We start from the raw sequence: 17,461 nt of genomic DNA, 5'->3' as shown, positions 1-17,461 counted from the left end.
ATGGTCTTGCAGGGTGTGGTGGTCACAGGCTGGTGGTCTGGTTGTGGCCTTGGTCGTCACTGGATCGGACATGGGTAAGGCGCTTGCCGGTGGCTGCCATGGCCGGTGTTGTGGCTTGTGTGGCACGGACTGGTGGTCTGGCCGTGTCCTTGGCTGTCACCAGCGTGGGCGCTGGAAAGTTGGCTGTTGCACTGGCGGCGCGTGCGTGCTTCATGGTCTTGCAGGGTGTGGTGGTCACGGATTGGTGATCCGGTTGTGGTCTTGGTTCGTCACCCGCTCGGGCATGGGTAAGGCGCTTGCCGGTGGCCGGCGTGGTCGGTGCGGTAGCGTGTGGATCACGAGCTGGTGATCTGGTCGTGGCCTTGGCTGTCACTGGCTCGGGCATGGGTAAGGCGCTTGCCGGCTGCCGGCGTGGATGGTGCGGTAGCGTGTGGGGCACTGGCTGGTGACCTAGCCGTGGCCTTGGCGTCACCAGCGTGGGCGCTGGAAAGCGGGCTGTTGCACTGGCGGCGCGTGCTTGCTTCATGGTCTTGCAGGGTGTGGTGATCACGGACTGGTGATCCGGTTGTGGTCTTGGTTCGTCACCCGCTCGGGTATGGGCAGGGTGCTTGCCGGTGGCTATCGTGGTCGGTGCTGTGGTGTGTGTGTCCACTGGCCAGTGATCTGGCTGTGGCCTTGGCTGTTCCTCGTTTAGATATGGCCAAGATACCTTCCATTATTGGCTAAGCGTATACGATCTGGTTGCTGTATATTACACTTGTCGGTTTCGTAAAATGCGCTGACTACTATGTCATAGTTTTTAGTGGTTGCCAGCAAGGAAAGCGAGGAAGTGACTATGGCGTACAAAGCACGACATGTTGCTAATAGCTTGATATATAAAGCAAAAAACGAGGGATCTCAGCTTACTCATATGAAGCTTCAGAAGCTTCTGTTCTTTTTGAACGGATGGAATCTTGCTGTATATGGTAGAGAGCTTTTTGATGAGTCTTTTGAGGCATGGCCATATGGCCCTGTTATAGAAAATATTTACCACGAATTTAAAGGTTATGGGAAGTCTCCTATTTCTTATGCTCCAGAGCCATCTGATGAAAACACTCATCGTGCTTTAATGGTCCGGTTTTCTGATAGTGATTTTTGGAAACTACTGGATGTTGTTTGGGGTAAGTACTCTCCATATTCTGCATTGCAGCTTTCTGATATGACGCATCAGCCAGATACTCCTTGGTTTGATGCAAGAAGAAATGGAAAGACATTTATTAAAAATGAAGAAATAAAAAAATACTTCGTTGAGAAAGCAAATGATAATCGCAATAAAACACATAAAGCATAATCCATGGGAATGAGTGAAGTTGGTGGAAGTGTTGACTTGCAAGGGCTTCAGGAAATAGAGATGCCAGCAGACGTAGGCCCTCCAGCTGGTGATATGGAGGGTCTTCGTTTAAAAGAGAAGCAGCAAACGCATGATTTTAGAACTTATGTTTTTTATGGGATATTTGTAGTCGTTTTAGTTTTTTTTATTTTAACTTTTATTCAAATAATAGTATTGCTTGCTACGCGGCCACATAGCAAAGAGGATTTGTATCTTTTGATTGTGACGGCAATAATACCGTTGTTGCTTTCTCTTGTTATTGCGCGCGGCGTTTTTTATCGTGACTCTGAAGAATCCACATCTCCATCTATATTTGTGGAGATATTGAAACAGTTGAAAGATGTTTTTGGCTCAAAATAATAATTTAAATTATTGGCAATGATTGTATTTTTTGTACCATAGAAATTGCTGGGCCTTTGCTTATGGGATTGCATCAAATCCGGGGCAGGGGTGAACAGACTCTATCTTGTCTCCATACTCAGCGCGGGCGGTTTGTATGGCTTGGCGTTGGCCTTTTTCTGGAAGGCATGACAGCCACACGATGCCACCACCAACAAGCCCAACACGCCATAGCCAAGTCTTGCCAATAGTCACCCCGTCACGCGGCGCGAAAGACTGACAACGGGCAGCGGTGGCTAGTGGTGGCGGGCTTGCTGCTGACTGGCAAGAGACTTCCCCCAGTCGATAGCAAGCACGGCACATCAGCGGCGCGGCGGCTAAGGGGTGAAGCGTGCCCGATAGCGCGGCTCCATCATCAGTACACCACGGCAGGGAAAGCGGGTCTGCTTGTTCGCCTGCCTTGGTTACAAATGTCGTTTCGCTGTGGCCTTGTTCCGGCGCTATCTCGGTTTGGGAAAATAGACCATCCAGCCACGACGACGATAAGGCGCTAGTCATGGCTGCCACCAAACAGATTAGACGTAATGCAATACACCCAAGCCCGCCCGCTATTGCTGTATTTTGCCTCTGGCGTTGTCCTGACCTGCAAGCGATTGTTACCGCCCTTGGTGGTCTCTAACGCGCCAAGTTCAAGCAATAATTTACATACCCGGTTATGGTCTAGCCCGGCGCAAATCTCCGTTCTAAAACTCTCCGGCAAGATGTAATACTTTATCAGCCCTTCGGTTTTATCTTTCAGGCGATAGCCACAACGGGCCAGCGTTTTCGGGGCGTGGTCGTCCGGGTCTGGGGCGCTGCCTTCATTGTCATAAAGTGCTGTTTCTGTGGATAGGCGAGTAAATCGGGCTTCGCCGTTCTGCTCAAAAAACAGCCTTATCCGTGCAATGATCTGGTCATCTTCGCGGCTCCCTCTGGTGCCGCGTGAATGCAGCCAATCGGTAAAGCAAAGGCGGGCTGCCTTGATTGCTTCCCCTTTCGGCCAGTCGGTCACGCCCCATTCACTCGCCAGTTCACCCGCCATGGCCACCAGTGCAAAGCGGTAAGCGACACGATGCACCTGACCATGCGCCCCATCTGGGACAACGTCGCCGGCAAACCGCTTCATGCCCTCCACCAAGAGCGCCGCAACTTTAGCCCGCTCAGCAACTAGCTTGCCCAGATAAGCCCGTATCGGCGTCCCATAGTATTTTGCTGTGGCAGCCTTGATCCCATCGGCAAAAGCACTGGCTGATTTCTTGCCGTGGATGCACTCAAACATGCCGAATTCGGTGTGCTCATTCTTGGGGATGTTTACAAGCCGAACTTCCATGCCGGCCATCATCTTGCGGCCAACCTCAAGCATTCGGGCTTCTGGTGTCACCTCGCCAGACGACAAGAACAGCAAGCGCCATGATGCAACACGGCCCCGGCTCCCGCCTTGGTCATTGGCGCGGCCTTTGCCCTTGCCATTGCCCAGCATGTAAATGGTGTCGCCAACAATGCGCGGGTCACACATGCCGATTTCGTCCAGTGGCAAAACGCAGTCTGAATACTCGGTGGCCACGGCCTCTAGGCTGTTATCGGTTGAGCGCCACGAGCGCATAAAATCCTTGGTGCCGTACACGCTAGACAAGGCTTCAAAAATGGTGCTTTTGCCTTGCGAACTTTCCCCGTATAGATGAAACCCGCCAGACTCAGCCCCGATAATATCCATGAGTGGCCCAGCAAAGGCGGTCGATACGGCAAACAACATCCGGCTATTGCCGACACAATAACGCCCCACCTCTTGCTGCCATTGCTGCAAGGTGCCGGCGGTTTTGACAATCTCACGCTGCTTGCTTTCGGCACGGTAGACCAGTGGCTCTGACGTGTCGCCTATGCACGCATCCGGCAACAGGAAAGCGCCCTTGTGCCAGCCCATACGATTCACCAAGGTGGCGCGGGCATCGCCATCGTAACGCCCCAGATACTCAAGCAAGCGCTGCTTGGCCTTGGGGCCAGCGCCCATGCGCAGACCGCGTGTGAGTAGTCCTTTTACAATCTCGGTGCCTTCGCCAGCGGCCAGCATTTCGGCGGGAATATTCCATTCCTTATCGTTGCCGTCCGGGTCAGTCATGCGTACCAATAGCCCCCAGTTTTCGCCGTTATCATCGCGGGTACTGGCCAGAATATGCAGCGGCCCGCATACCCAAAACGCCACATCCATATCTTCGGTCTGAAAGTACACGCCAGACGCCGATAATTTAAACGGGTTGCTGCCGGATGGTGCGGGGCTGGCCGCCTTGCGTCGTGGTGCGCGTGGCTTGCTGGGTGCCGCGCTAGTGGCATCTGGTGTGGGTGTTGTTTCGTCCTTGTCGGCAAGGATCAGGCGCTTGGCCTCGGCAAGGCATTGCATATGGCCAGCCGTCCAGCCGTATTCGAGTGCATCGGCGGCATCGTCGCCGGCCTCCCACTTGCCGCCATGTGTTAGTTCGGCGCGGCCTTGATCGCTGGCAGGGGTAAATTCGGCAAAGGCGGCAATATCTACCTGATAAACGCCAGCGACACCCACCCGCCCGAGTATCCCCGCCAACTCTTGCGCGGCGGCTTCGCCGGGGGCGTCATTGTCCGGCCAGATCAGGCAATTGCGCCCTGATAGCGGGGTGAAGTCGGCCTTGCCTAGTGCCTTGGCACCCGCCATCCAGCACACTGCAACGTGACCGGGCAACAGTTTGGCGGCGGCATCGGCGGCTTTCTCGCCTTCGCAAATTACCACCGGGGCATTAGGCCGGTCCGCCAATTTATCCAGCCCATACAAGGGGCGCAGGCCGTTTATATTTTTCCAGCGCCATTCATGCTTGCCGCTCTCGTTATGCTGGAAAGCGAACAAAGGGAAATAGTCCTTACTGCGGTCATTCATGCCCGGCTCTACCCGAACAACCGCCCCTAGCTTTTGGCCGGCGGCATCGTGATACCACCAAAATTGTTTAATCGTGCCGGGGTGCTTGTACTTGGTGCGCGGGATGGTGCCCATCATCCCTTCGGGGATAGGCAACAATGCCTGCCATGGATCGGGTGCCGGTGGCGGTGGTGGCGGCAACGGGGCCGGCTGGCTGTTGGGTGAAGCATCGCCGCTGATAATGCCAAACAGCCGCGCCAAGTCTTTGCAGGCATCGCCTTGCCCGTAGCCTTTGACAAAGGCCACCAAAGACACCACGTCCCCGCCTTTATCTCCGCTGGCAAAATCAGCCCATACGCCGGTCACGCTGTTGATTGAAAACGAGCCGAATCCGTCATCATTGCTACGGGTCGGATTGAGCATCTGGATCTCGTGCCCGGCTTGCTGGTGGTGGATACCTGCCCAATCCAGCACACGCGGCAAGGCGGCCAGTGCAGCGGCTTTCACTTCGGGAAAGGGTAGACGCTTGTTCATGCCATGCCCCTTTCCAAATCATCAATCATGGCGGGGCAGTGCTCGACCAGCGATGCAATCAGCGCAGCAATAGATCGGTCTTTTGTACTGGCCAAAGTATCAGACGGGCATGTCTCGAACACGCTAAAAAAACTCTCTGCAAAGGCCGTGGCGGCTTTGTGACCGTGGGCTTGGTATTCGTGCCCCTCCAAGTGCCAGCGCATCACGTGCAACATACGCAGGGCGGCCATCAGACCATCACGTTCAGCCAGTTGCAGGGCGTTTGGGCTGATTTCAGGCAAGCCGATGGCCTCGCCAGTAAAGGCGATTTCGTTTTTGTGCATGGTTTATTCCTTGGTCAGCGCCGGCTGGCGGGCTGTTGTTTCATGGAGCCGGCGGGCTTGGCCTGCTGTGCGCTCCATATCATTGGCGAGCCTGAGCGCAGACCCGACAAGGCGAAGTGCCCCGGCCATGTGGTCGATGATTTCCTTATCATCACCGGCAAGCGGGTCCCGAAATTCCACCAGCCGTGCCAGCAGTTCGATGGTGTCGGCGCAATCATCTGCCACTATGCCGGCGTGACTCTCCAGGAGTGATGCCTTTTTGGCGTCTATGGACAGTTCGTCATAAAAGCCGGTGTGCTGTTGCAGGGTGGCGTGATATTCAGCCAGCAATGGAAGGCTGGAAGCGGTGTGCATATCGGTTTTCATGCGGCCACCTCCGACACGGTAAAGCCTTGTTCGGCACGCTGGATCGTGGCGCGTTTGCCTTGGGCAACCAATAGCGCAGCCAGTGCGCGGGCTTCGGCCTCATGGGCAACGGTGGCAACGGGATAAGCGAACAGCGGGAAGATGGCGCGGAATGCGCGCAAGGCGATACTAGGCATGATGGCCTCCATGTTTATTTGGATGGCCTGCCGTCCGCTTCCAAACGGGGGTGGCAGGCGCGTAGCGGGGTTGGAAGACCGGAACATGGAACCGGCGAGCCTTGCGGCTCCCCCGCTACGGCCCGCCATAAACTTGGCGCACGGGTAGCGGTGTACGGACGTAAAAAATCCGCCGGGGTGGCGGGTATCCGCCATGTTGATCGGGCTTCCAAACCCGGTGCCGCTATTGAACGGTACGGGGGCATTGTGTGCTATGTCGTGGCGCGTGGTCAAGGCTGTCATGCGGAAGCCCTTCCCGTATCGTTGGCCGGTAGGGCGAGACGCTGGCGTTGTTCGTTGGCAAACACCATCAGGGTGCGCTTGCGTTCTTCGTAGGGCACGCCACGGCCCAGCAATACCATGTCCTGTGCCTCTACCAATTCCAGTAAGCGCAGCTCGGGTTTGTTCAGGGCGTTGCGGTCTACCTTGGCAAGGCTACCAGTGAGCGCCAAATTGATAAGCCGTGCCTCGTTGGCGTAGTGGTGCTGGGCCACATCCTTGCCATCGGCCATACGTACCAGCTTCACCAGATCGCATACGCCACGGAAGCGTGCCCCTGCATCATGTCTGGCCGCCTGCCAACTATCGGGGCCGGCATTGCCACGGATCAGCGTGTCTACTTGTTCATCACACCAAATGGCGAAGCGTACATTCAGCCAGCGGGCAAACATAACTGCCAGCTTGGGATGCAGCCATGTTCCGCCGCTCCGACCTTTTCGCGTGTAGATTAAATCACCGGAATTCCGGGTATTTAGTGCCTCCCCAAGTGCGGAAATGTATTCGGTGGTTTCCTGATTTGCCAGCCAGTGATCAACACGTTTGCCGTATTTTTCAGCAGCAAGTGTGGCATTGATCCAACCATCGGCATTGAATTGCATGGCTGTGCCGTTGAATTCGGCCTTGATGATTCTGGTCATGGCATGACCTCCCCAGTAATCAGCGCCAAAGCCATACCCAGTAGCCAGCGGCGATACGCCAAAATGCCGGCAACAGTTTGAAAAAACATGATATTCTTTTGGCTCGGGTAGTTTCGTTTGTCGGCTCTATGTGTTTGCGCACATGGGGCCGTTTCCTTTTGCAGGGCGGGGTTTGTCTGGTCAATGGACATGGCTCGCCCTTTCATGGTGCTGGCGCTGTGCAATGAGATGGCCGGCGTTGGTGCGGTAAGCTGTGCTGGCTTGGGCGGCATCAAAGCACACGGCGCACACGTCAACCGTGTGGCCGCTGGTCGGCATGGCAAGGGTCAGGCTGCAAGGCAAGGGACGTAGTTCGCCACATATCGGGCAATGATGGCGGGGGTGTTGTCGTGTGGGATGGCGTTGGCTTTCTGGCTTGTGCTTCATGCGACCATCCTTCCTTGATGCGTCCATACCTTTTTTGCTAGTTCGGCAGCGGCAAGGTCATCTTCATTGGCGCGCTGGTGACAGTGCTGGCACACACCTGCCCCACGGTGACGACCTGACGTTTTAATATCATCACGCAGGCCCACATCAATATTCCAATGAATCAGGGCGGGTTGATCGCAACCGGGGCAATAACCGCTATGTTTCCATGTCGGGCGCTGATAAAAAATACGGTAATCCATCACGCCACCTTTCGCCCGGCAGCTTGCAGGCGGTCAGCCATCCAGCCATCAATTTCGGTGGATACCCAGCCAACGGCCCGCGCCCCAAGGGGGACTGGTGCCGGAAACGTGGCGCTTTTAATTAGCCCGTAAATGGTGGTTTTTGACAGGCCAGTTCGTGCCATCACATCCGGCAGGCGCATAAAAAAAGCAGCTTGAGTCATTGCCCGGCCTCCGTGCGCGTGGTGCCAGCGGTACGGGCTGCCATAAAGGCATCAAGATCAGATTTCAGGTAAACGCACTTACGCCCGATACGGTAAAAGCGCAGGCCATAGCGGCCAGTGCAGGCCCAGTCGTTTAGGGTGTGAATCGAGAGGCCCAAGTAGGCGGCAGCCTCAGGGCGGGTATATTTGTCTTTTAGTGTTTGCATACGTCCTCCGTGGAAGGGGCTACAGCACCAAGCGGTGCGGCAGGACGTATGTTTATTCATGTGACTGTTTAGAAGGGATGGATAAAAAGCGGTGTAATTCTTAATGCTTCCCTACTAGGGGTAGTGGGGCCTGCTATTTTTGCCTCGCAGACTTCCCCCTGTTGCGCTTAACGAAATTAATCATCCAGTAAGAAAATGCCGCATAACCGCTGAAAGGCACGTAGTGTTTTATTGGCGGCCCTTTCTCTGGTGGCCCAAAGTAAACCAAGTAGTACGATCGCCCTTTCATGCGTTTTTCGTGTGGCCGCCTAGCCTTAGCAATGCTTTGCAATAGTTTGTCGAACTCATCGCCCGATTGATTGGATAACCCATAAAGTGCGGCGCACTGATAAGCCATTACACGATCAGAGGCTTTGACATTACACCCCTTGGCGCACTCTAAAAATGTTGCGACATAGCGTAGCCTAGGCTCATTGTTTGCGACTCTGGATAAGCGCCGATCCAGAGGATTCAACCAATCAGCTCTGGGTAGGTTTTGCTCATGCTGAACATCAAGTAGCAGTTCTCTAACCTCATTGAATAGAGCTCTTTCTTGAGGTGGCGAGTTTTTATCCATACCCACCGCACGGTCAGGCATGGCCACTCCATCAGCCATCATCAAATCCATGGCTTCATCCATCATGGAAAGTAGATTGCCTGCCATATCTTTGATGGCATCCAATACCAAAGTTCTACGACTTAGGATTTCCGCATAGTCTTTTTCTGCAACACGGGTTGCTGTAGTCGAAGCAAATAGCAACCAGTCTTTCCACTCACTATTTGTCCATAATTTGGCTATGCCGCCGTTTTTGGATTGCATTGACATGAACATTTCTTGCGCATATGGCCCAAATAGTAGCCGTTGGCAATATGTTAGCGTCGGTTCTTGTGAATGCTGTGCATCGGACAAGTAGCATTCCCATAGCGCAACAGGTAGATATTCTGGCCTGCTTGTTGGGAGGATTATTTTCATCTAAATCACGCCTTCACGTGACGCCATCATGGAGAAGGCCACCCCAGCGAGTGAAGGCTTCCCGCGTTCGCCCCGTCGGGCTAGGGGTGGCTAAAGAATTGTACCAAATCGCCGTTAGGCTAAGGCGATTACACCTATCGCGGCGGAATTCGTGGCGGGGTACGTCTTGCAGGTATAGGGGGCTTTTACGCTGGCAAGGTGTGGCCGGTTTCGTGGCGTGTGGCGGTCACTGGCTGGTGATCTGGTCGTAGCCTTTGGTGTCGCCGGCTCGGGTATGGGCAGTGCGCTTGCCGGTGGCTGGCGCTGGGGCGTTTGGGCACTGACTGGTGATCCGGTCGTGGCCTTTGGCGTCACCCGCTCGGGCATGGGTAAGGTGCTTGCCGATGCCCAGCGTGGTAGGTGCTGGGGTGTGCGGATTACTGGTCGGTGATCTGGTCATGGCCTTCGGTGTCACCGGCTCAGGCAAGGGTAAGGTGCTTGCCGGTGGCCGGTGCTGGGCGTGTGTGGCACTGGCTGGTGATCTGGCTGTGGTCTTTTATGCCGCCCTAGGTGGGAACGGTATCACCTTGCCGCCTTCGCCTTGGGCGGCTACATATGCCGCCCACCATGTCATCATTGCGCGGCGTTCGTCCATGTATTCGGCGCGGTTGTACACGGCCCGGACTTCGTTTTTTTCAGCGTGGGCAAGCTGCCTTTCTATTGCATCAGGATTAAAGCCGCTCTCGTTCAATATGGTTGAAGCGGTAGACCTGAAACCGTGTATATCCGCTTTCCCCTTGTAGCCCATGCGGTGCAAGGCGCGGCGCAAGGTTTCTGGCGACATGGGGCGGGATGGTTCGTTTCTGTTGGGGAAAATGTGCTCACGGTTGCCGCTGATTTGGGAAAGCTCGCGCAATACTTCCAGCGCACGCGGGGCCAGTGGGACGAGGTGCGGCGGCGCGGTCTTCTTTGCCTTTTCTGTCAGCTTGCGATGCTCGGGCGGGATGGTCCATAGCGCCGCATCAAAGTTAATTTCAGACCAACGAGCGGCGGCCATTTCACCCACTCGGGTGAAGGTTAGCAGCATCATTTCCATCATGAGTTTGGTTTGCCGGGTTCCGTCATACCGATCCAGTGCGGCCAGAAACTCGGGAATGTCTTCACGCTTTAGCGCCTTGCGTGGCTCAGATTGCTGGGTCTTGAGGGCCCCGACTAGCGGGGCGGCGGGGTCGCTGTCACAGCGTCCGGTCAAAATAGCTAGCCGAAATACGCCGGAACAGCGTTGCCGTAATCGCTTCATCGTGTCGATATTGCCGGCGCTCTCTACCCGTCGCAGCACTTCCAGTAGTTCCAGTGGCTTTATCTCTGACACTGGGCGCATCCCGATGGTCGGAAAAATATGCCGCTCCATCGCCGCAATGACATTAGCCGCGTGTGCAGGGTGCCATTCGTGGCTTTCTTTATCGTGCCATTCGCGGGCGATGGCCTCAAAGGTATTAACGGCAGCAATGCGGGCCGTTATTTTTTCTTCTTTGCGCTTGGCTCCGGGGTCGGTTCCTTCTGCTAACAGCAGGCGGGCTTCATCTCGCTTCTCTCTTGCCGCTTTTAGGCTGGTTTCTGGGTACACGCCAATAGCCAGCAATTTTTCTTTTCCCGAGTGCCTGTACTTCATGCGCCAGTATTTGCGCCCGGTAGGCATGACCCAAAGCGAAAGCCCCAAGGCATCCGACATTTTGCGAATCTTGCCGTCTGGGTCTGGCATGGCATTTTTGCAGCCGTTATCTGTCAGTGGCATGGGGGTATCTCCTTTGGGGGTATCTTTGCCGGGCAAGCGCGTTGGCGCGTGTTTTTGGACTGCCTTAGCATTCCGGGCGCTTCATTTCGGGTTTCTATGTGCGCGCAAAATGGCACTGATTTTGCCGTTTTTTGCCCTGTCACCGCCTGTCAGGCAGTGACACCCGATTTTGTCACTGCCTAAAAATCCTTTAAAAACAACAATGTCACTGCGTCACCGCTGTCACTGCCTGTTTTTCGGCGTACGGGTGGTTTGTTGTGTTGCTGTGGCAAATAGACGTGGCATCGCCGTATATCTATATGGCATATATACACTTTTGTTATTAGTGTATGAATTGCAAATGGTGCCGATGACAAGGCCAGACTTTACCATCTGGGGGTATCAGTTTTCTAGCCTTTAGCAGATACCCCCAGATATACCCCCAAAAAGTGCCGGCTGCTATGGGACGTTAGCGCACTGTTACGGACAACAAAAAACCCGCAAAGCCTTGTGCTGTGCGGGTTGGGTGAACTTCTTGGAACCTTGTGGAACTGCTTGTTGGTGCCCCCGGCGGGAATCGAACCCACAACTGCCCCTTAGGAGGGGGCCGTTATATCCATTTAACTACGGAGACTTTGGCATGTGTCAGGCTTGGCGACGTACCGCCTGATAAGCCAGATCGACCAGTGCTGCCTTGATGTCCGACTCGGGCAAGCCGGCAATCGCTGCAATGGCTGCATCGGCGGCGCGTTCGGCTTCGGCGGTGGCGTAATCCAGCGCGCCGCAGCATTGTACCGCAGACAGCACTTCTGGGAAACGGTCGCGATTGGCATTGGCAATGGCATCGCGGACCAGCGCTGCGCTTTCGGCGCTACCATGGCGCATGGTATAGATCAGCGGCAGCGTCGGTTTGCCTTCGGCCAGATCGTCACCCAGGCTCTTGCCTATGGTGGCTGCATCACCGCTGTAATCCAGCACGTCGTCAATAATCTGGAATGCCGTACCCAGATGCATGCCGTAGGCGGCGAGAGCCGCAATATTGTCTTCGTCGGCGCCTGCCATGATGGCGCCCACTTGTGCCGCCGCCTCAAACAGCTTGGCGGTCTTGTAGCGGATCACCTGCAAGTACTGTTCTTCGCTGACGTCGGTTTCACCGATATTCAGCAACTGCAGTACTTCACCCTCGGCGATGATATTGGTGGCCTCGGCCATCACTTCCAGTACGCGCATATTGCCGCTGCCGACCATCATCTGAAAGGCGCGGGTATATAAAAAGTCACCCACCAGTACGCTGGCCGCATTGCCGAACAGGGCATTGGCGGTTTCGCGGCCACGGCGCATATCGGACTCGTCAACCACATCATCGTGCAGCAGGGTCGAGGTATGGATGAATTCAATCATTGCCGCCAGCTTGTACAGATGCTCGCCGCGGTAGCCGCAGGCCAGGCCGGACAGCAGGGTCAGGGCCGGGCGCATGCGTTTGCCCCCCGCGCCGATGATGTATTCGGCCATCTGGCGGATCAGGGCAACGTCGGAGTGCAGACTCTCGCGGATAACGCGGTCAACCGCCTGCATGTCGTCGGCGATCAGGGTTCGGTAGAGGAGGTTGGACACAATGATTTTTAGATGTGTGAGTGCGAAGGCCAGGAGCGCATGATATTAACAGAAAAGCCGTACGCCCCGCCATGCCCTGTGCATGTGAGGGTGGGGCAGGCAAAAAATTGACACGATTCAGGCACTTGCGTAGAATTCCCGGCTCTTTCGCACGCTTCGTGTACGGAAGATTTTGAATTAGGAGCTATTCGAATGTATGCGGTCATAAAAACCGGCGGGAAACAGTACAAAGTTTCCGTTGGTCAAAAACTCAAAATAGAACAGATACCTGCAGACATCGACAGCCAGATCGTACTTGAAGAAGTGCTGATGGTCGCTGACGGTGAACAGGTTTCTGTAGGTGCTCCTCTGGTTGCCGGTGCTTCCGTGAAGGTTACGGTTGTTGCCCACGGCCGTGGCGAAAAGGTTCGCATCTTCAAGATGCGCCGTCGTAAGCACTACCAGAAGCATCAAGGTCACCGTCAGAACTACACCGAAGTCCGTATCGACGAGATTTCGAAGTAAGGAGCATAAGTCATGGCACACAAGAAAGCAGGCGGTAGTTCACGCAACGGTCGTGACTCCGAAGCCAAACGCCTCGGCGTTAAGGTTTACGGTAGCGAGCTGATCCCAGCTGGTTCCATCATCGTGCGTCAGCGCGGCACCAAGTTCCACGCTGGTGAGAACGTTGGCCAGGGCAAGGATCACACCTTGTTCGCCAAGGTTGATGGTTATGTAGAGTTCACCATCAAAGGTGCTCTGCAGCGCAAGACGGTTAATGTTGTTCCGTACACCGGTGCAGACGCCGAGTAATCGCCGTTCCGGTCTGGAAAGCCCTATCCTGCGATAGGGCTTTTCTTTTTTGTGAGGTGTGAGGCATGAGGTGCTGCGCACGCGGCATCTGATGCCTGACTCCTCACTGTCCAGCGCAAGGATGAGAAGATGAAGTTTATTGATGAAGCCCGTATTGAAGTCGTCGCGGGCCGTGGCGGGAATGGCGCAGCCAGCTTCCGTCGTGAAAAATTCGTGCCGTTCGGCGGGCCGGACGGTGGCGATGGCGGCAAGGGCGGCAGTGTGTATGCCGTGGCCGACGAGAACGTCAACACTCTGGTTGAATACCGTTTTGTCCGCAAATATCTGGCCGAGCATGGCGAGCGTGGTCGTGGTGCCGATTGCTACGGCAAGGGCGGTGACGATATCGAGCTGCATATGCCGGTCGGCACCATCATTATGGACACCGATACCGACGAAGTCGTCGCCGACCTGAGCCATCACGGCCAGCGTTTGTGCATCGCCAAGGGTGGTGCCGGCGGTCTGGGCAATATCCACTTCAAGAGCTCGACCAACCGGGCGCCGCGCCAGTGCACACCGGGTGAGGACGGCGAAGCGCGTTCTTTGCGTCTGGAGCTTAAGGTATTGGCCGATGTCGGTTTGTTGGGTATGCCCAACGCCGGCAAGTCGACCTTTATCCGTTCGGTGTCTGCGGCCAAACCCAAGGTCGCCGACTATCCGTTTACCACGCTCTACCCTAATCTGGGCGTCGTGCGCATGCAGGATACCAAGAGCTTCGTGATTGCCGATATTCCGGGCCTGATCGAAGGCGCGGCCGACGGCGCAGGCTTGGGGCACCGCTTCCTCAAGCATTTGCAGCGTACCGGTATCTTGTTGCACATCGTGGATGTCGCGCCGTTCGATCCGGATGTCGATCCGGTGCGCGAAGCGCATGCGCTGGTGGAAGAGCTGAAAAAGTACGATGAAGAGCTGCTGAGCAAGCCGCGCTGGCTGGTACTCAACAAGCTGGACATGCTGCCGCAAGAAGAGCGCGAGCCGACGGTGTCGGCTTTCCTTGAGGCTTTCGGCTGGACGTCGGCCAAGCCGGACGACAGCTACGAGTTTGATATGGTCACGCCGCGCGTGTTCTCCATCTCGGCGCTGACCGGTGAAGGCACGAAGCCGCTGACGCACGCCATCATGCAATACCTCGACATCAAGCGTCAGCAGGAGCGTGATGAAGCGCTCGCCAAGGAAGCGGCCGAAGCCGAAGCCAAGGCGGTATTGCGGGCCGAGCGTCAGGCGGCTCATGCCCAGCGCGAAGCGGCAGCGGCTGACGCCCGTGCCAAGAAAGAAGCCGAGCTGGCCGCCGCCAAGGCTGCCAATCGCGCTGCGCGGGAAGAAAACAAGCCGGCTGACGAATAAGCGATCGGCGTAGCTGGCAGCGGGGCCGGTACCGGGTTTCAGGGATGAAACACGGTACCGGCCCCGTTTTTCGTGATGATTTTGCTACACTCTCTGCCATTCATGCATTTGGAAATGTCCTATGTGCCGTCTGTTTCTGCTGTTTGCCCTGTTGTCCTTTAGCGCGGGTGCGCGCGCGGCCCAGTCTTTGACCGTCGCGGTGGCGGCCAATCTGCAATATACCTTTGTCGATCTGGCGCAGCGTTTTACGGCGCAAAGCGGCATTGCGCTTTCGCCGGTTTACAACTCTTCCGGCAAGTTTGCCGCCCAGATCCAGAACGGCGCGCCATTTGATGTATTCCTGTCGGCCGACACCGAATATCCGGCCGCGCTGGCAGCGTCCGGCCATGCTGCCGGCGCGCCGCGCATCTATGCCTATGGTCAGCTGGTGCTGTGGTCGAGGCAGCCGGGCTTTGATATGAAAAACTGGCAGCAGAGCCTGTTGTCACCCGCGGTCGGCAAGATTGCCGTCGCCAATCCCAAGGTTGCACCCTATGGCCGCGAAAGCATGAAGGTATTGGCGCGGCTCAAGCTGGATGACGCGCTGCGCGCCAAGCTGGTGTTTGGCGAGAGCATCGCCCAGACCAACCAGTACATCCATTCGCGCGCGGCAGATGCGGGTTTTACTGCCAAGTCGGTGGTGTTGTCGCGCCAGATGGCGGGGCAGGGGCAGTGGGTGGAGATAGACCGCAAACTGTATCAGCCTATCGGCCAGGCCATGCTGATTACCCGTCATGGTGCAGCCGGGCAGGGCAAAGCGGCTCAGGCTTTTGCCGATTTTATGGCCGGACCCGAGGCGCGCCGCATTTTGCAACAACACGGTTATCTGTTGCCATGAACCGCTTTGCCGCGACTTTACTCGAGTGCGAGCGCGAGGGCTGTCTGAGCCTGAGCCGGCTCAGGCTGGATAATGGTGTCGAGCTGACCGCCTTGTCCGCCGGTTTGGGCGGGGTGGGCGAGGCTGGTGCGCGCCTGTATGTCGCGATCAAGGCGGCGGAAGTATCGCTGGCGCGCCCGCCCTTGCCCGCCATCAGTCTGCGCAACCGCCTGCCCGGGCGGGTATTGCGCCTGGAGCATGGCCGTTTGCTGTCGCGCATTATGCTCGACTGCGCCGGCCTGTCGCTGGAAGTGCTGATTACGCGGCGTGGTGCGGACGAGCTGGCACTGGAGTTGGGGGACGAGGTGATTGCGCTGGTCAAGGCGAATGAACTGACGGTGCTGGCCGATGTGGACTGAACTTGACTGGACGCCGTTATGGCTGACCTTTCGTCTGGCCGGCATTACGACGCTCATCCTGTTGCTGATCGGTGTGCCGCTGGCGGCGTGGCTGGCCGCAACGCAAAGCCGCTTTAAGCCGGTTGCCGAAACCCTAGTCAGCATGCCGCTGGTGTTGCCGCCCTCGGTGCTGGGTTTTTACCTGTTGCTGGCCTTTAGCCCGAATAGTGCGCTGGGCGGCTGGCTGCTGGCGACCTTCGATTTGCGCCTGGTGTTTACCTTTGAAGGGCTGGTGCTGGGCTCGGTCTTGTTCAGCCTGCCTTTTATGGTGCACCCCTTGCAGTCGGCCTTGTCGGCCTTGCCGCCCAGTCTGAGCGAGGCGGCATATACGCTGGGACGCTCGCGCAGCAATACCCTGTTTACCGTGCTGTTGCCCAATATCAAAGGGGCTTTGCTGGCCGGTATCGTATTGTCGTTTGCCCATACCGTGGGTGAATTCGGTGTGGTGCTGATGATAGGCGGCAATATTCCGGGGGTGACCAAGGTGGCCTCGATTGCCATTTACGATGAAGTCGAAGGCCTGAACTATGCCGCCGCCAATCTGTACGCCGGTGTGCTGTTTGTGCTGAGCTTTGTCATCTTGCTGGCGGTGTATCTGTTCAACCGCCGCGCAATAAGGGCCGCATGATAGAAATCAACGTGGAAAAGCAGCTGGATGGCGCGGCGGGTCGCCAGATCCTGCGCGTGGATAGCCGCTGGGATTCGGGGCAGCGCGTGGCCTTGTTTGGTGCCTCGGGCGCGGGCAAAACCACCTTGCTCAGGATGCTGGCAGGGCTGGTGCGCCCGGACGCCGGACGCATCGTCGTCGATGGCGAGCTCTGGTTCGACAGCAGCCAGGGCGTGTGCCTGCCGGCGCAAGCGCGGCGGGTCGGCATGGTGTTTCAGGACTATGCCCTGTTTCCGCATCTGTCGGTGCGCGGCAACCTCGAGTTTGCCCAGGTGCGCAAAGACCCCAAGCGGGTGGATGAGTTGCTGGCGCTAACCGGTCTGGCCGCGCTGGCGACGCGCAAACCGGCGACCCTGTCCGGTGGCCAGCAGCAGCGCGTGGCACTGGCGCGCGCGCTGGCGGCCGAGCCGCGGCTCTTGCTGCTGGACGAGCCCTTGTCGGCGCTGGACCCGGCTTTGCGCGAGCAATTGCAGGGTGAACTGCTGGCGCTGCAACAGCGCTTTGCCCTGTCCACGCTGCTGGTCAGTCACGATCTGGCCGAGGTGTTTCGTCTGGCGCAGCATGTGCTCAGGCTGGAAGCGGGGCAGGTGATTGGTGCGGGGGCACCGGCCGAGCTGTTTCTTGCGCAAAGCGGCGGCGGCCGCTTTCATCTGGCGGCACAGGTGCTGGCGATACGCCGCGTTGACGTGGTGGAGATGGCCAGCTTGCTGGTGGGCGGGCAGATTGTCGATGTGGTGCTGGATGAGGGCGAGGCGGCACGATTGCGCGTGGGGGCCAGCGTCACCATCGCCGCCAAGGGCTTTAGTCCGCTGATTCTGTGATGTGACATAAATGCGAATAAATCGCATTCATTGCTGGATTAAATCACG

At 56.7% G+C, this 17,461-nt stretch carries 23 protein-coding genes and 1 tRNA gene; 10 read left to right on the top strand and 14 right to left on the bottom strand.

Annotated elements, in window-relative coordinates; translation table 11 throughout:
- Positions 1 to 22: 22 nt before the first annotated feature.
- On the bottom strand, positions 23 to 238 hold the full coding sequence (locus M3P88_RS13475) for a hypothetical protein (RefSeq protein ID WP_249616524.1): 216 nt from the start codon (positions 236 to 238) through the stop codon (positions 23 to 25).
- A gap of 597 nt (positions 239 to 835) precedes the next feature.
- On the opposite strand from M3P88_RS13475, the gene M3P88_RS13470 reads away from it, so the two are divergent.
- Together M3P88_RS13470 and M3P88_RS13465 are read left to right on the top strand one after the other, a co-directional pair.
- The gene (locus M3P88_RS13470; RefSeq protein ID WP_249616523.1) at positions 836 to 1,330 is read left to right on the top strand and encodes a Panacea domain-containing protein; all 495 of its coding nucleotides are present in this window, start codon (positions 836 to 838) and stop codon (positions 1,328 to 1,330) included.
- Between the two features lie 3 nt (positions 1,331 to 1,333).
- The gene (locus tag M3P88_RS13465; protein ID WP_249616522.1) at positions 1,334 to 1,729 is read left to right on the top strand and encodes a hypothetical protein; all 396 of its coding nucleotides are present in this window, start codon (positions 1,334 to 1,336) and stop codon (positions 1,727 to 1,729) included.
- 529 nt (positions 1,730 to 2,258) lie between these two features.
- Here the strand turns inward: M3P88_RS13465 and M3P88_RS13460 are convergent.
- From M3P88_RS13460 to M3P88_RS13415, 10 genes are all read right to left on the bottom strand, one after another.
- Positions 2,259 to 5,159: a DUF927 domain-containing protein gene (locus M3P88_RS13460; RefSeq protein ID WP_249616521.1), complete on the bottom strand. Its 2,901-nt coding sequence runs from the start codon at positions 5,157 to 5,159 to the stop codon at positions 2,259 to 2,261.
- A complete protein-coding gene (locus M3P88_RS13455; RefSeq protein ID WP_249616520.1) occupies positions 5,156 to 5,482 on the bottom strand; it encodes a hypothetical protein in 327 nt (108 codons plus the stop codon). The genes M3P88_RS13460 and M3P88_RS13455 overlap by 4 nt, the downstream gene beginning before the upstream one ends.
- Before the next feature lie 3 nt (positions 5,483 to 5,485).
- The gene (locus M3P88_RS13450) at positions 5,486 to 5,848 is read right to left on the bottom strand and encodes a hypothetical protein (protein ID WP_249616519.1); all 363 of its coding nucleotides are present in this window, start codon (positions 5,846 to 5,848) and stop codon (positions 5,486 to 5,488) included.
- On the bottom strand, positions 5,845 to 6,024 hold the full coding sequence (locus tag M3P88_RS13445; RefSeq protein ID WP_249616518.1) for a hypothetical protein: 180 nt from the start codon (positions 6,022 to 6,024) through the stop codon (positions 5,845 to 5,847). Before M3P88_RS13445 ends, M3P88_RS13450 begins: the two co-directional genes overlap by 4 nt.
- Before the next feature lie 278 nt (positions 6,025 to 6,302).
- Positions 6,303 to 6,980 carry a KilA-N domain-containing protein gene (locus M3P88_RS13440; protein ID WP_249616517.1) on the bottom strand — a complete coding sequence of 226 codons (678 nt, stop codon included), beginning with the start codon at positions 6,978 to 6,980 and terminating at the stop codon, positions 6,303 to 6,305.
- Positions 6,977 to 7,171 carry a hypothetical protein gene (locus tag M3P88_RS13435; protein ID WP_249616516.1) on the bottom strand — a complete coding sequence of 65 codons (195 nt, stop codon included), beginning with the start codon at positions 7,169 to 7,171 and terminating at the stop codon, positions 6,977 to 6,979. Before M3P88_RS13435 ends, M3P88_RS13440 begins: the two co-directional genes overlap by 4 nt.
- 231 nt (positions 7,172 to 7,402) lie before the next feature.
- Positions 7,403 to 7,648: a hypothetical protein gene (locus tag M3P88_RS13430; RefSeq protein WP_249616515.1), complete on the bottom strand. Its 246-nt coding sequence runs from the start codon at positions 7,646 to 7,648 to the stop codon at positions 7,403 to 7,405.
- Entirely contained in the window at positions 7,648 to 7,851 is a 204-nt protein-coding gene (locus M3P88_RS13425) for a helix-turn-helix transcriptional regulator (RefSeq protein WP_249616514.1), read from the bottom strand. Before M3P88_RS13425 ends, M3P88_RS13430 begins: the two co-directional genes overlap by 1 nt.
- On the bottom strand, positions 7,848 to 8,057 hold the full coding sequence (locus M3P88_RS13420; protein ID WP_249616513.1) for a helix-turn-helix domain-containing protein: 210 nt from the start codon (positions 8,055 to 8,057) through the stop codon (positions 7,848 to 7,850). Before M3P88_RS13420 ends, M3P88_RS13425 begins: the two co-directional genes overlap by 4 nt.
- Before the next feature lie 133 nt (positions 8,058 to 8,190).
- Positions 8,191 to 9,069, bottom strand: a complete 879-nt coding sequence (locus M3P88_RS13415) for a hypothetical protein (protein WP_249616512.1) — start codon at positions 9,067 to 9,069, stop codon at positions 8,191 to 8,193.
- A 217-nt stretch (positions 9,070 to 9,286) separates the two neighbouring features.
- Between M3P88_RS13415 and M3P88_RS13410 the strand changes: the two genes are divergently transcribed.
- Positions 9,287 to 9,499: a hypothetical protein gene (locus tag M3P88_RS13410; RefSeq protein WP_249616511.1), complete on the top strand. Its 213-nt coding sequence runs from the start codon at positions 9,287 to 9,289 to the stop codon at positions 9,497 to 9,499.
- 105 nt (positions 9,500 to 9,604) lie between these two features.
- On the opposite strand, the gene M3P88_RS13405 is transcribed toward M3P88_RS13410, so the two are convergent.
- The 3 genes from M3P88_RS13405 to ispB all read right to left on the bottom strand — a co-directional run bounded on the left by M3P88_RS13405 (position 9,605) and on the right by ispB (position 12,439).
- Complete coding sequence (locus M3P88_RS13405) at positions 9,605 to 10,843, bottom strand: tyrosine-type recombinase/integrase (RefSeq protein WP_249616510.1); 1,239 nt, start codon at positions 10,841 to 10,843, stop codon at positions 9,605 to 9,607.
- A 538-nt stretch (positions 10,844 to 11,381) separates the two neighbouring features.
- A tRNA-Arg gene (locus tag M3P88_RS13400) sits at positions 11,382 to 11,456 on the bottom strand.
- 11 nt (positions 11,457 to 11,467) lie between these two features.
- Positions 11,468 to 12,439: an octaprenyl diphosphate synthase gene (gene ispB, locus M3P88_RS13395; RefSeq protein WP_249616573.1), complete on the bottom strand. Its 972-nt coding sequence runs from the start codon at positions 12,437 to 12,439 to the stop codon at positions 11,468 to 11,470.
- A 189-nt stretch (positions 12,440 to 12,628) separates the two neighbouring features.
- On the opposite strand from ispB, the gene rplU reads away from it, so the two are divergent.
- From rplU to M3P88_RS13360, 7 genes are all read left to right on the top strand, one after another.
- Positions 12,629 to 12,940: a 50S ribosomal protein L21 gene (gene rplU / locus M3P88_RS13390; RefSeq protein WP_124736600.1), complete on the top strand. Its 312-nt coding sequence runs from the start codon at positions 12,629 to 12,631 to the stop codon at positions 12,938 to 12,940.
- 12 nt (positions 12,941 to 12,952) lie between these two features.
- A complete protein-coding gene (gene rpmA, locus M3P88_RS13385) occupies positions 12,953 to 13,228 on the top strand; it encodes a 50S ribosomal protein L27 (RefSeq protein ID WP_249616509.1) in 276 nt (91 codons plus the stop codon).
- A 129-nt stretch (positions 13,229 to 13,357) separates the two neighbouring features.
- Positions 13,358 to 14,611 (top strand): GTPase ObgE, encoded by a 1,254-nt coding sequence (gene obgE / locus M3P88_RS13380; protein WP_249616508.1) that lies wholly within the window; start codon positions 13,358 to 13,360, stop codon positions 14,609 to 14,611.
- Positions 14,612 to 14,732: 121 nt separating this feature from the next.
- Positions 14,733 to 15,488: a molybdate ABC transporter substrate-binding protein gene (gene modA, locus M3P88_RS13375; RefSeq protein WP_249616507.1), complete on the top strand. Its 756-nt coding sequence runs from the start codon at positions 14,733 to 14,735 to the stop codon at positions 15,486 to 15,488.
- Positions 15,485 to 15,886 (top strand): TOBE domain-containing protein, encoded by a 402-nt coding sequence (locus M3P88_RS13370; RefSeq protein ID WP_249616506.1) that lies wholly within the window; start codon positions 15,485 to 15,487, stop codon positions 15,884 to 15,886. The genes modA and M3P88_RS13370 overlap by 4 nt, the downstream gene beginning before the upstream one ends.
- Complete coding sequence (gene modB / locus M3P88_RS13365) at positions 15,876 to 16,553, top strand: molybdate ABC transporter permease subunit (RefSeq protein ID WP_249616505.1); 678 nt, start codon at positions 15,876 to 15,878, stop codon at positions 16,551 to 16,553. The genes M3P88_RS13370 and modB overlap by 11 nt, the downstream gene beginning before the upstream one ends.
- Positions 16,550 to 17,413: an ATP-binding cassette domain-containing protein gene (locus M3P88_RS13360; RefSeq protein ID WP_249616504.1), complete on the top strand. Its 864-nt coding sequence runs from the start codon at positions 16,550 to 16,552 to the stop codon at positions 17,411 to 17,413. Before modB ends, M3P88_RS13360 begins: the two co-directional genes overlap by 4 nt.
- Positions 17,414 to 17,461 lie beyond the last annotated feature (48 nt).

It is taken from the genome of Craterilacuibacter sp. RT1T, from assembly GCF_023502145.1.
Classification (GTDB): Bacteria; Pseudomonadota; Gammaproteobacteria; order Burkholderiales; family Chromobacteriaceae; genus Craterilacuibacter.
The sequence above is the reverse complement of the archived record's forward strand: the minus strand, read 5'-3'. Positions and strand labels throughout refer to the sequence as shown.